Source organism: Natrialba sp. INN-245, assembly GCF_009807105.1.
Classification (GTDB): domain Archaea; phylum Halobacteriota; class Halobacteria; order Halobacteriales; family Natrialbaceae; genus Natrarchaeobius; species Natrarchaeobius swarupiae.
This window is the reverse complement of the sequence record NZ_WUBV01000039.1, coordinates 1-12,475: the sequence shown is the minus strand read 5'-3', so window position 1 is coordinate 12,475 and position 12,475 is coordinate 1. Positions and strand designations below refer to the sequence as shown.

Here is a 12,475-nt window from a genome sequence, read left to right as displayed (position 1 = left end):
TTGGAACAGCAGCTATCTCGGTATGATTGCGGTCAGACTTGACGCAATTTCGGCGTGATCCCCATTTCAGTCAGTCGCTAAGCTAGAACGGATGCCCGGTTTGCAAATATCCGCTCGTACGCAGGCTGAGCGTGAAGCAACCCAACGAGCTTTGCCTCGAGCTCCTGGCGATACGTCTCGTAACCATATGGACCGCACTCGAGATCGTCGACGTCGGTGATCCAGACGTACAACGGCCTCTCGGCGAGTTCAGCGACAGCTGCGATCTGATCGTATTTCGAGAAACTTCCCCAGTGGCCGTTGTCTTCCCATTCGGTGATCGGGAAGGAATCCCGAATCTTCCGAGCATGTTGTCCAATCCGTGCGCTGATGTTCTTCGATTCACCCACGTATACTGGAGTGATGCTCCAATCATCTGAGGACGCCTCATCCAACAGATAGACCAAGTAGAGATAGTCACCATCGTTCTTTCCCCACTTGTAGCTCCCTAGTGCACTGCTCATCTCGAGTTCACCATCAACGGTCTCGAAAAACGGAACGGGATCCGCCGCTTCCTCGGCGTCTAGATCCTGTAAGAGTGTTTTCTCGAGCCACGAGTTCCACAGTGCAGTCTTATTCATCCAGTACCTATGACTTGTATTGATCTATGAAATTAACTCATCGGTATCTTTGGGGATGAGGGGCACTATCTGGTTCAGCACTTCCTCAGCTGGTGTTCAACCATTGACTGTTTGGTTCGGTCGATCGTGATTGTAGTGGCGTCCGAACCGTCTAAGCTCCCAAGTCTACTTTGCCTAGATTGCTTCCCCGGAAATATGACCGCAACTGAATTGCAGAACTGATGTCACTCTGCCCACGCTTGGGACGGTACTCAGGTGCTTGTAGCGTCTGTTCTACACCGTTGGGGTCCAAGAGCGTCCTCTAGTTCACACCTGTTCAACTGCCCACGAAGCGATTTCCCGCACACCATTGTCGGGGTCGGAGTCAGCCATCGACGAGAGTTTGGGAATTGCGATCGTAGCCTCAAGATGTCCGAGTGCTTTGCAGACGTTTCGACGGAGGACTGGAGACGGGTGATCGAGGTGTTCGACGAGTGCAGGAATCGAGTCGACTACAGCGTCGGGTTCCTCGGTGACGAGTGTGACGATCGCTGCAGCAGCGTTCCCTGCTAAGTATTCATCATCACTCTCGAGACTCGTCATTAGGACCGGGACGTGGTCAACAATCGCGTCCGGGTGTTGGTCACCGACGTCGCCGAGGACGCCAGCGGCGTTCGCCTGTACGGTTGTGGACTCGCTCGTCGAGATAGTGTCGGCGATGTCGTTCGTCGCGTCGACGGCCGCGTTAGGATACGATGAGACGATGGAACCGAGCGCCGATAGTGCGTTGATCTGATAGGATTTATCCTCACTGGTGATACCGTTGACGAGTTGCGGGACGACAGGTTTCACTTCTTCCGGATACTCCGAGGCGATCTGTGAGAGAACGTAGACGACGTTGATTCGGGTCGTTTGCTGCTTTGAATCGAGCAGTGCCGCTAGCATTGGGACCATATCGGTGAACGCAGCGGGGTCGGTGTCGACTAATTCAACACAACACCCTGTCGCCGCTTGTACGATATCCGGATCATCTGAAGAGACATTACTGGTAACCTCGTCCAAATGCTCGAACACGGCGTCAGGATCGTTTGCGGCCAGTTGGCGAAGGCAACCTAGTGCGACTTTCGTCTTGAGCGAGGGTCGATTGACCAGTCGAATGATGTCGTCGACGAACCGGGCGGCGACGTCGTCCTGCGTCCTGGCGACGTTCATCAAAGCGACGATGGCGGCGCCGTGGGTTTTCGGCGTTTGGGTTGGGCTAGAGAGTATCATCCCTAACTCGTCGAGATCGACCCGCTCGGGATCTGTGAGTGCGAGTTGTCGAAGTTGACCTGCTCGGTCCGCAATGTCTGTTTTCGAATCTTCCATTGGTGATACGTTAGAAGAACTGCACAATAAGTGTTCGACGAACGATTCTCGCTGTACACTGCCCCCTCGATTACAATCCATTCGATTCCGCTATTCGATCGAATACGCAAAAGATTCTTGCAATTATTACAAAATTAGCGACGAATAGTGAGTGTTCTATCTCGGAATCATCAGCGAGGCTAAAAACAAGGACTCACTCAGAGACGAAGCTCGCACAGCGGTTTTGATAGCATTGCACAGATTCGCCCGAAATCAACGCTCAAGTACCAATTCCTTCCCACGATGCGCCGGAGATATGACAATTTAGCGACTCAGAACGGTGTATCCTCGTCGATTGTCTGCTGGCAGATCCTGTCGATCTTATCCACCAGTTCGGGGTTCGAGACAACGTGTTCATCCATCGCACGGGTCAATGCAGCGATGTAAGCTTCGAAGAAGTCAGAATGTGAGTCAACGTTGATATCGTATGTTGCTTCAAGCACATTGGACTGGTTTCCTGTTCTGGTGGTTCGAGACGGGATCAGGTCTTCAATTTCCTCATCTGAATGGAATCTTGTAGCAAAATTCTCGTGAAAGTCGTCATGAGAGGCGCGTGCACTTCTGAGCCAAAACTTCAATTCTCGATCTCCTACAGCAACTGGTTTGAATCTATCCCCGAGTCGATGAATAAAGCTGACCCGACCGTTTGGTTTTGCCGTATCGAATATCGGTTTCCGCTCATCTAGCTTAGTCCACCAATTTTTCGGGTATATCGATCCCCAATCATGATCTTGCCAAAATGTCCACTGTTTTTCTTCATTATTCCCCATTGTGATTTGAGCTGAAACGTGTGGGTCTGGAACATTCGGTTCCTCAACAACGACAGCGGTATCAAGTGCCTCTGCTAGGCGGGTTCCCCACGTCTTAGTGAAGACGTCCCACTGCTCTTCAAACGCTTGTTGTACCTCCGTGAGTTCGGTATAATAATTAAGATACAGTTCCACCTTCTCCTGTTGGGTTTCTTCATATTCGGTCATCTTGAGTTCACTCTGAATCGTGCCAATGAAATCGTTGAGCTGTGCGGTTGTTCGTGCTGGATGTTGGCCGTGACTATCAGCGAGAAATGACTGTAACTTTGAGGCCACCCATTTCCACGAAATGGCGACGAACTCACTGGCTTCCGGTGGAGATGCATCGTCCGGAGCGAGATAGATGTAATGGTGCCTCTCAGATGGGACATCCTCCTTGTTGAGGCTGACACTTTGGAAGGAATCAGCCTCAACGTAATCGTTGGTCTGATCTTCACCTTCCGACGCCTCGACTTTCAATTCCCAACAAATGAACCAATCTTCGGATGTCCATAGGAGTGCATCTGGACGACGCCCGTTAGATGTGATAACCTCTGTCTTGATTTGTATGCTACTGAGATCGAAACGAGAGAACGTGAACTCCAGGTCGCCTCGGTCGGCGAGTGCCGAGAGAAAATGCTCCAAAAGCGCGTGATCTAGCCCGTGAGGGCCATCCGGGGACAAATAATGAAACAAGAGACGTTGCCAGTCCTGTTCCTGTTGGTTATTTCGAATGATCTGTAGTGTCGTTGATGGTGGTTCCTCAGCTTCTGGAAGCGAATCTAGGTCGCTTTTGAATCCAGCTAGTTGACGATTAATACTGTTTGTCACATCACAGACCATGCAGGGGGGCGAAATCAAACTTGCTCATAATTCAAAAGTCGACAGGTTGGGCAGCACGTCGCCAAGCAGGTCAGTTCACGAAGCACATCATCTGAAACGGGGAAACCCTTCCGCCACTCCACATATAAAATGAGTGAATAATTCGCTGATACCGGCGTGATATAATCAAAGTCACCATGCTGAATTCATCCTCTATATTCATCAGGGCGTATCGCCCAATATCTCTCTCCGTATATTTAGGTCTGGCAGTGTAGTCAGGTTTTTGCGTGGTCGTAGCGATGGAACCGATATTTGCCTGTCCGCACTACCCAGTACTGTTCGTTAAACTCGAGAAGATCGTTGTTGTCTTCTGCTGTTGAGAGGAGATCCGGGATACCTGTGTCGGTGACGCCACGATCTTGTGCCAGGTCCGTGATTTCCTCGACGGTGGCTCCCGGGTTCTCAGCCACAACATCCAGAATCCGGTCGTATTCCGCTGGCATATGTCAAGAGATCCGGTGCTGGACGATCGCGTCTGATTCGCATGCTGGACAGGTCTCGGTATCGCTATCGACAGTGGTTCCACAGCGCCGGCACTCGTAGACGACCTCTGTCTGGGTTGTCCGGGCCAGCAACCGGTTCATCTCTTCAAATAGCATGGGTCGGCGGTTATTGTGGGTTCACGACGTCTCGGCACTCGGGACACTCGGCGTATACTGCCAAACCCGAGTCTGTTTGGTACTCAAGGATCACGTCGATCGTCGTGATCTCGGCGTGGCAGAATGGGCAGGTACCGAGAGATGGTGGATTTGTCGTGGACATGGGTAACTGTACGTGGTCTGGAAGGGGGAGCGCGTGTGACTGCGCCAGGGTGTGGTGTGTCTGCCCCCTCTACAATCAGTATCCAACCTTGAATAGTATATATGCGATCCAACCAAAGTGAAACTGAAACTACCGATATTAGAGTGTGAGGTTCCGCATCCTGGAATATGTTGGGTTAGCCGTCGCCAGTCGTTTCGTCGAGCGACCGAAAGCGCATTAGTTCCCGGCTTGGGCGGGTGCGCCGTAATCGATGTGGACCTCCGGTGTGCTCGGTGAGTCCGGTGCTGGTACACCGTTCCAGTCGGCGACCTGTACGTTTGCCATCTGGCCGGAAAATCGGAATCGCATTACCCCGGTATCAACCGCGCCCTCTACGGCGTGGTCCGTGACGACCGTGGCTTCCTCGAGTGGATCAGCACCGACCAGTTCAATCTCGCCGTCGACGGTAATTTCGTAGGTCGAAGGAACGCCTCTGCCTACGATAGTAATGAGATGTGGCAGAGTGTCGGGAGTCTCAGCGGACATACTCTGATGACGCTATTTGGCCAGTATAAGCCTTCTCTTCGAGACAACCGTTGGAAGCAGTGAACGTCCACTTTGACCGAATGCACGTTGACTCACATATCGATGTACTGGTGCTCCCACTCTCGTCGCTCCTGGATTACGTCCTCACCGGCATCGGTGATGGCGTAGTAGTTCGTCCGGCGATCGAGTTGCCCCTTTTTGACGAACTCCTTGTTGACGAGCGTATCCAGGTTCGGATAGAGGCGACCGTGATTAATTTCACTCTCGTAGTACCGTTCAACCTCATCCTTGACGTCCTGTCCAGACGGCTGGTCAGCACCCGCGATCACGTACAACAGATCACGCTGAAATCCGGTGAGGTCGTTCATTCTACAAGAGTCTTCAACGAACCTGTATTTGACTTCTTTTCCGGCTACAACCGAGTATTGGCACTGTATGACATTCCACCTTTCATGACTGTCCTACCGACAGGGTGACACACGAATACGTGGCGACGCCCCACCGTGGCGGGCGTCGCCTCTGGTCGTGGTCATTCAAGGAGTTTATCAACATGATCCGATGGGCAGCGTGGACGGCCCGACGCACCGCGAGGGCCGTCCCCGCAAATCGGCCACCGGCCGATCGGCTCCACCGCTAAGCACCGACCGAGCAATCTTCGCCGCGAGTGGCAACGCTGTCGCGTCGGCGGCGGTCAGCCGCCGACAACGACAACTCCCCACCGAGCATCGAGAAAATCAATCCGATCACTGTGGCTGACAACAGAAATCATGCTTCAGACCGGCTCAGATCAAGATGCCTTGTGAGGTACCGAGATTGGATTCGTCTAGATCAAGCCCTGTGACATAACGGTGTCTCAAGTGTACTGGCTCACTCATCATTGTCGTCCGTGCTGAACATTGATGCCTTCAATTACGGAGTTTTGGGCCTCGACAAACCGTTGCAGGTTGTCTGAATCGCCGGAGTCTGTCTTTCTATTTCTTAGCTCGGCTCTGGTGAATCACTAGGCGGCGACTTTTGGATGGGGATCACATCGCTCGAGGCCTCACATTGGTACGATTGTGACCGAAACCTTGAGGAATCCAGCAGTGGCGAACCGGTTAGCTGATCTCAGGAAGACTGCTAGACACTACACCCCGGAAGTGTGGCGATTCACTAGAGCCCTTAGATCAATTCTCGCGAGGATTCGCTGTTAAATCTGTCCGGTTTCTCACTCAGGCTGGAATACTTGGAGTGCTTCTTTCCCACGATCGGAAAGATCCACTCGCTTCGTCCGCCCATCTTTCTTTATAGAGATAAATGACTCAGACTGTAGCGGTTCGATGATATGCGTCTCGAGAAGTCTGTACAGTCCCTCTTGGGACGTCGTTTCCGAATTCACGATGAAATCAAATTCTTGCGATTTACCGAACTCTATCAGGTCTTTCTTGGTCGCCCCATCTTCTTCAGCAAGGTGGGAGAGAACCAGTAGTTGGTTTGTAGATGGTTTTCGAAGACTGAAAACTGGTATATCTGTAATTTCGCCCACCCCACTCACGAGTGGTTCTTTTGGGGGCTCGAGTTTCCCGTCGTTATTGCGGAACTCGGGGCGGACATAGAACGGTGTCGCATCCAGGTTTTGGCATGCAATCACTGCTGCGATTGCAGTAATTTTACTCCCAGTCGAGACGTTTACATAGACATCGTGCTCATCGTGTTCCCGGATTATGCTAGTGAGAGCATGTAGCGAACTCTCGAGATCGAAAAAGTCACACTCCGAAATCTCGAGTTCGATTCGATCGTTGTCCTCTAACTCGGAGATGAGATTTCGCTGGTACTCGGTCTCGTAATCAGTGCTACTGTCCTGCCGAATCAGGACTACTTTGTCGGCATTAAATTGGTAGATTGGTTCTTTCACGCGCTCTTTCTCGTAACCGAGCGGTGCAATTTGTACTCGGTCGACAATATTCATTTGGCTCATCTCTTTGGGGGATACTATTTAATCTAACGTAAGGAGATTACTAATATCTACGCGTTAGTATTCTCCGAGGAGTCTCAATATATTTGGTACCGTCAACCACGGTATCGTGTGAATTACTACTCGCTTCCTAAAGATAACAACTCTAAGTTAACAAGTATATTTATAATACTGTATACCCAATATGTATTCGTGACCTCTCAGTTAGGGTTACGAGGTGTTTCAAATGGAGAAACCTACTTCCACCGACGAGACCGTACAACAAATTCTCGACAAATACGCTGACGACGCCCCACAGTATCGGGCACACGCTTCCAAATTCCAAGACCTCGATCGCTGGACTGGTGCGGATCCAAAGGTGATCATCGCCGACGCAGCCGGATCTGCTACCGGACTCAACTACGAAAATATCGTCAAACCCAATGCTGAAGCGTTTCGCGACCAGTTTATCGAATCTGGGAGAGTACAGTCACTGGAAGATCTCGCCGAGCTGGAACACGATCCTGAGTTCGCCGAGAGCTTCACCATTGGCCGTCCGAATATCGTCTATGACGTCCCATCTGCGTTGCTTGAAGATGCAAAACCCGGTGCAGATGACTTAGATCTGCTTCAGACATGGGCAGAAAACGCCGACCCGGAGGAATATCGATCTGATCCTGTCGGCGAGGTCCACGGGATCGGGCCTGCGACCTTCCAGTATTTGCGGATGATCGCTGGCGCCGACACCGTCAAACCCGACATCCAGGTAGATAAATTCATTAGTGAACTCGAGGCTGCGCATCCTGAGTTCGACGTAGATTCGTCTTCGGACGGAAAGCTGATCGAATCATGTCGCTGGCTGGCAGCCCACTCAACGTACTCGATGATTGAAATCGATCAGATTGCTTGGTGGACGTTCTCCGAAACCGAGTCGCTTTCGAGTACGCACTAATCCAACCTGCCGGCGCTGCTGTATCGTTCGATTGACCAATAGCCATTTCCACGACGATCCACCTATGACTCGAGAAACCCACTGTTCGTACCAGTATCAATCACTAAGTGAGACAGAGCCGGCAGCCGTTGGACCACTCCCCGTTACGGAACCCAATCATTGCCCACACCCGCCAGTGTCTAGTGACGACGATCGCTGTCTATTCCACACTACTGAAGGCCAATACCCACCGAGTACAATAACTAACACGTTCCTCGAAGCAGTTTCCGAATCAGATCAGGAGGCGATATTTGCAGGTGGCCGTCTCGAGTCGTTAGACCTCTCAGAAACAGTCCTCGAAACCCCCGACGACAAACCGATCGATCTTCGAGGGGCGACGATCGACGGCGACCTCGACCTCTCGAATGCAACGATCAAAGTTCCACTCCTCCTCGGCAATGCTGCTATTACAGGGACACTCGACGCTTGTGGTGCACAGTTCGAGTGCGTAATTGACCTCTCAGCCACGAAGGTCGGTCGGCAGATGTTGTTCTCTCATGCCCAGTTCGATAATGGTATTGTCGCTAATGGGCTCGATGCCGGGTTCGTCGATGCGCGAGATCTCTCGGTAGAGGGGCCAGCAGTGTTCGACGAGGCTTCATTCAGTGCCAACGTCAGATTCGCCAGGTCAGCGTTCGATGGTGAACTCTCGTGTGAACGAGTCGAGTGGCGTCTGCTTGCGGATTTTGTGATGATCACTGCCGCAGACGACGTGTCATTCGCCGACAGCACTATCGGTGGAGAATTTCGACTTACTGGGGCATCGTTCGACCGAGACCTCACGCTATCCGGTATTGAAGTCGGCGGTGACGTATCCTGCTGTCACGCGGCCGTCACTGGATCGCTGCACGCTCCTCAGGCAACGTTCGGTGACGATGTGGATTTCGACGACTTCCGCCATCGTGGAGTGGACGCTTCGTTCGACCAGAGTACGTTCGAGGGCTACACCTCGTTTTCTTTCGCTAATTTCGGTGACTCGCTCTCGTTCAGAGACAGTACGTTTGAAGACGAGGTCTGGTTCACATACGGTGACTTCGAAGGGACTGTCGACTTCAAGGGCGCTCGATTTGAGGGCCTAACTCATCTCCGAGATGCGACGTTCGGGAGCGACGTCGTCGTTCGAAATACGTGCTCTACCTCCCAGCTGTTTTTCCACGGGTCGACGATCGACGGCGACGTCGACGCCAGGGAAGCCACGATTGACCACTTCCAGTTCGGCGCCGAACTTGGCGGCGACGCAGATTTTCGATCCGTCCGATTTGATGGACAAGCGGTATTCAGACGAACGGAATTCGGAGGAACAGCCCGATTCGACTCCGCGTCTTTCGCCGGTGAGCCAGACTTCACCGGGTGCCAGTTTCTGTCGGAGGTCTCGTTCGACGAGACAGAGTTCCTCGTCAGCCCCTCCTTCGACGACGTACGATTTGCCATCGAACCCGATCTTGATGTAGCAGATCTTTCTCGTTCGGTGGAGGCCGACGAAGGCCCCCTGATCGTGGCTCGGCCAGAAGAACTCGACAACGTCGGGACGACGGTCCCACTGGATGCTCTTTCGGGAGACATCGTTATTCCTGCTCAGGCAGCACGGCTTATCGAACCGAACGTAGCTCGCACAAAAGCACTCGCAACCGCCCTCGAGAGTATCGATCACGAAACGTGGTACGGACTGTTCCATCACAGTATTAAACTGGCCCGAACAGCTGCGATCGAAGTCGATACTGATGAGACAGCTGCCGTCTACGTGTTCGGACTTGGGATAGACGGTGACGCCGAGAAACCAGAAACACTACTCGAGGAGATGTCGCTGATCGCAGCGTATACTCTCTCCGAGGGGGACTCCCAAATCGAGTTCGCCCATCTGGATCCCGGATTCGAGCGATTCGATCATCTCGTGGCTGTTTCCGGTAGGGCCGATGCACTCGAGTCGGATGTGTCTGTGGCTGCACACACCGAATTTCGAATCGCCATTTTACGGCGGTTGATGGTACAGATCGCACGGCACGAACAGCACGAAGAAGAGAATACGTTGCAAACGGACTCGCTTCCGGCTGTTGTCGGAATCTCCTACCTCGACACGCAGTGAAGTACAGTCATCATCACTAGTTGCGGCCACCTCGATACATATTCCATGACGTCCGACTCACCCACCCAGTCGAACGGTACAGATCGAACAGATCCAGTCCCAACTACGGTCATCTGCTTTGACAGAGACCACACGGTAAGCGTTAATCCACACCCAGACAGAGACGCTGTCCCACTTTCGTGGATCAAATACCTGGCACACGAAGTACCGGACATCGACGTCTGGGCGACGGGGAACCAGACGCTACGCGAAGAGGCATCGATTCCCGGCATTAGCGAGGCAATCACCTGCTGGCGATATCTCACACTTCCTGAAAACCCGATGAAATTCCACTCACATGTCCCTGTTGGAGCTCGACTACCCGGCCGCCGGGAAGGTCTTCATCTCATTCAAGCAGTCTACGGTCAGCTGGCAACGGCATCCGAAACGTACCAGCTCATCGTCGTCGACGATGTTGATCTTTCTGACCTTGAGTCAGATGGATGGGCACACTATTTCCCCGAGGAGTTTGTAGATGCAGTTGAAGCTGACACCGCAGGTCTTGATCTGCCAGTCCCACTCGAGAACCCATCGAATATTCCCCTAACCGATCCTGACTGTCCCGATACATATCCACCACTCGACTTCGATCAGCCAGGACCGCTCCAGTACAGGTAAATCATTAGACCTTAAGGGCCGAGACTTTTCGCTTCGATGATGCGACTTACAGACATGGACTTAAAGTCGGAACTCTATGTCTGTAGATAAGCGAAGAAATGCATGAATCCAGCGGCTTATCAGGACACCTTTTCGGAAGGAATGAGGAAGATTCAGCTGTGCACACAAAATCCTCCTCACGTCATATTGAACGACGTCTCACTAACCTCCTTCCCTCTGAAGCGCTCGAAGACCACGCCGATGCGTCGGCGTAGTCGAGCGCGAGGGGAACTTCCAGATTCCACCACTTGTCTGGTCGTTCGCGTTCGGCTTTCGCCTGCGGCGAAGCCGAACGCTTGCAGTCTTCAGACTGATCAATGACGTTCAGAGGATCCATAAGCAACGTTCGATCCTCCAAGAACAGCTCGCGACACCATCCAACCGACTGCTGAGGCTTAGCTAAAGACCAATGGTGCCACCGGGATATATCGACGGTATTGCCGAGGCTACCTCTGTTCTTGCCACTACAGTGAAACAGTGCACCTGTCCGATAACTGGTGGGACAGTCCCTGATGAATATACCGCGCAAATCGGCCAAGCGTATTGCCGCGGAGACTCACCGAAGCACTCACTAGAATCCTGTGATATCAACAGTAATCGGGGAAACCATCATCAGTCATCCCTCTAAACTGTCGCACATGAAGATCGAACAGGGTACATCGTTCGAGACTGTCGGAGAGCACGACATCGACCTTTCGGTTGCTCAGTTGGTAGAGACCTCCGATTCGTTCAGGCACTGGTTTATCTCCCAGACCGATTCTACTACCGATATTTCTGACTATATCGGGGGTGCCGTTCACGCAAGTTACGCTGGAGAAGGTGAATCCGATATCGAGTTCGGGTTCCGCATGGCGACTGGTGACCGGCATATCGTATTGGTAGAAAACAAGATAGCTGCCGCTAAGCAACCGAACCAGATTGAACGATACTACAACCGAGGTGCGTTCCGTATCGAACACGATGACTGGGACTCGTACACTGTCTGTTTGTTAGCCCCGGAGAGCTACGTATCGGAGGAAGATGAGACGGGGTTCGACTCGATCATTCACTATGAGGACGTTCTTGCACAGATAAGGACCATTTCACACGATGGGAGCGACTTTCTTCAGTCTGTGTTCGAAGCAGCACTGACAAAATCGCGCACGTCAACTACAGCTGATGCTACTGATACGCTCTGCCGAATTGAGGACCGATTCCAGAATGAAACGGATATACAGCATCTCGAACGAGATCCCGAGTGCACGGGATACAACAAACGTACTTCGTTCAAATCAACGCATCCAGAGCATCACGATGCTATCCGGTACGATGTCTTTGTCGGCGACATTGGTAATACGGGCCGGACGACTGTCCGCTTACAGATCAAAAGCCTAGACGAACTCACAGAGGAAGATCGTGAATCACTGAAATTGGTAGCTTCAGAGCATACGGAACTGCTTTCCGATTACAGGTGGCGTTTTGACCGGAAGGTGAATATTGGGTCGAAAAAAGTGGGCCATGAAACTGTAACCCGAGACAGTTCCTTTGATTCCTATGTTGATGCGATCGTGGATGAGCTACTGACCCTTTCAGATACGTTTCACCCGATCTTCATCGAAGAGGATATCTGACGGTCATGTAGCTATTTGTTCGAACCCAGAGCCGGCGCTGAGTGAGACTCTGTGTTCTGGGCCTCTATTCAGTTCTGACGGCTGCGTTGAATCATTAGACGGTGTCGGGAAAGGTCAGTAAATCAAAGGAGTTGAAGCGGGGAGACTTCGGTGTCCATGACGAAAATCTCCCGCTTCACCGAGCGTTGTGTCTCGATTG

The 12,475-nt window shown here is 52.2% G+C and carries 11 protein-coding genes and 2 pseudogenes; 6 read left to right on the top strand and 7 right to left on the bottom strand.

The annotated features are described in order from the left end of the window. Positions 1–77: 77 nt before the first annotated feature. The 6 genes from GRS80_RS12640 to GRS80_RS12615 all read right to left on the bottom strand — a co-directional run bounded on the left by GRS80_RS12640 (position 78) and on the right by GRS80_RS12615 (position 5,331). Positions 78–620, bottom strand: a complete 543-nt coding sequence (locus tag GRS80_RS12640) for a GIY-YIG nuclease family protein (RefSeq protein WP_200840384.1) — start codon at positions 618–620, stop codon at positions 78–80. Between the two features lie 306 nt (positions 621–926). Further along, positions 927–1,967, bottom strand: coding sequence for a HEAT repeat domain-containing protein (locus GRS80_RS12635; RefSeq protein ID WP_160047876.1), 1,041 nt, complete (start codon positions 1,965–1,967; stop codon positions 927–929). Between the two features lie 311 nt (positions 1,968–2,278). Then, positions 2,279–3,625, bottom strand: a complete 1,347-nt coding sequence (locus GRS80_RS12630) for a PD-(D/E)XK nuclease family protein (RefSeq protein ID WP_160047875.1) — start codon at positions 3,623–3,625, stop codon at positions 2,279–2,281. Between the two features lie 266 nt (positions 3,626–3,891). Beyond that, entirely contained in the window at positions 3,892–4,119 is a 228-nt protein-coding gene (locus tag GRS80_RS12625) for a hypothetical protein (protein WP_160047874.1), read from the bottom strand. Between the two features lie 535 nt (positions 4,120–4,654). Continuing rightward, positions 4,655–4,963 (bottom strand): hypothetical protein, encoded by a 309-nt coding sequence (locus GRS80_RS12620; RefSeq protein WP_160047873.1) that lies wholly within the window; start codon positions 4,961–4,963, stop codon positions 4,655–4,657. A gap of 92 nt (positions 4,964–5,055) precedes the next feature. After that, the gene (locus GRS80_RS12615; protein ID WP_160047872.1) at positions 5,056–5,331 is read right to left on the bottom strand and encodes a PadR family transcriptional regulator; all 276 of its coding nucleotides are present in this window, start codon (positions 5,329–5,331) and stop codon (positions 5,056–5,058) included. A gap of 110 nt (positions 5,332–5,441) precedes the next feature. Between GRS80_RS12615 and GRS80_RS12610 the strand changes: the two are divergent. Next, a pseudogene (locus tag GRS80_RS12610) lies at positions 5,442–5,600 on the top strand (ISH3 family transposase); the annotation flags it as partial. A gap of 570 nt (positions 5,601–6,170) precedes the next feature. On the opposite strand, the gene GRS80_RS12605 reads toward GRS80_RS12610, so the two are convergent. Next, the gene (locus GRS80_RS12605) at positions 6,171–6,911 is read right to left on the bottom strand and encodes a DUF6293 family protein (protein WP_235019736.1); all 741 of its coding nucleotides are present in this window, start codon (positions 6,909–6,911) and stop codon (positions 6,171–6,173) included. A gap of 232 nt (positions 6,912–7,143) precedes the next feature. Between GRS80_RS12605 and GRS80_RS12600 the strand changes: the two genes are divergently transcribed. From GRS80_RS12600 to GRS80_RS12585, 5 genes and pseudogenes are all read left to right on the top strand, one after another. Next, a complete protein-coding gene (locus GRS80_RS12600; protein WP_160047870.1) occupies positions 7,144–7,848 on the top strand; it encodes a hypothetical protein in 705 nt (234 codons plus the stop codon). A 175-nt stretch (positions 7,849–8,023) separates the two neighbouring features. Then, entirely contained in the window at positions 8,024–9,970 is a 1,947-nt protein-coding gene (locus GRS80_RS12595; RefSeq protein WP_160047869.1) for a pentapeptide repeat-containing protein, read from the top strand. A 45-nt stretch (positions 9,971–10,015) separates the two neighbouring features. Beyond that, positions 10,016–10,627: an adaptin protein gene (locus GRS80_RS12590; RefSeq protein ID WP_160047868.1), complete on the top strand. Its 612-nt coding sequence runs from the start codon at positions 10,016–10,018 to the stop codon at positions 10,625–10,627. A gap of 158 nt (positions 10,628–10,785) precedes the next feature. Further along, positions 10,786–10,976, top strand: a pseudogene (locus tag GRS80_RS20755) (IS4 family transposase); the annotation flags it as partial. A gap of 328 nt (positions 10,977–11,304) precedes the next feature. Next, positions 11,305–12,276, top strand: a complete 972-nt coding sequence (locus tag GRS80_RS12585) for a PD-(D/E)XK nuclease family protein (RefSeq protein WP_160047867.1) — start codon at positions 11,305–11,307, stop codon at positions 12,274–12,276. Positions 12,277–12,475: the final 199 nt, after the last annotated feature.